Source organism: Caballeronia sp. LZ065 (assembly GCF_031450975.1).
Lineage (GTDB): Bacteria > Pseudomonadota > Gammaproteobacteria > Burkholderiales > Burkholderiaceae > Caballeronia.
In genome coordinates, this window is sequence record NZ_JARUXV010000038.1 from 1 (window position 1) to 476 (window position 476).

At 62.2% G+C, this 476-nt stretch carries 1 protein-coding gene; it reads left to right on the forward strand.

Features of this window, described 5'->3' with window-relative positions:
- Positions 1 to 263, forward strand: a 263-nt coding sequence (locus QCE63_RS35540; RefSeq protein ID WP_309839948.1) for a hypothetical protein, incomplete at its 5' end; no start/stop codon positions are given.
- Positions 264 to 476: the final 213 nt, after the last annotated feature.

The following is a 476-nucleotide window of genomic DNA, read 5'->3' on the forward strand; positions in this document are numbered from 1 at the left end:
AGAACCAAGTTTCTGGCACTGCACTAGCGAGTGCCCTCATAGGCCACACCGGGCTTGGATCGCGGACCCACTGGGACAAACTGCCGTTTAACGAACTGGCGCAGCACCTCAAAGGTCCGGCCCAGCGCTACGCGCTGCCGAAGGGTACGCAAGGGAAACCGGTGGGAGACAAGAGCAATGATGTGCAGGCGTTAGCAGCAAGCAGAGCACTGGCAGACCCGATTGACCGGACGGCGGCGCGAAGCGCAGCGCCGGAGCTTTGAGGGGCTGTACCAGTTTGTTTGAGGGCGCGGTTGCACAGTGGGTCCGCGATCCAAGCCCGGTGGGGCCTGTGAGGGCACTCGCTACTGCCGGGCCAGTGAAGTGCTTCTGTGTCGCGCCGCTTGGTGGTCCTTGGGCGCTAAGAAAGCTGCTTTCTTTGGTGACTTTCTTTGCAGCCGCAAAGAAAGTTACCCCCGCCCCGGGGAGGGGCAGTG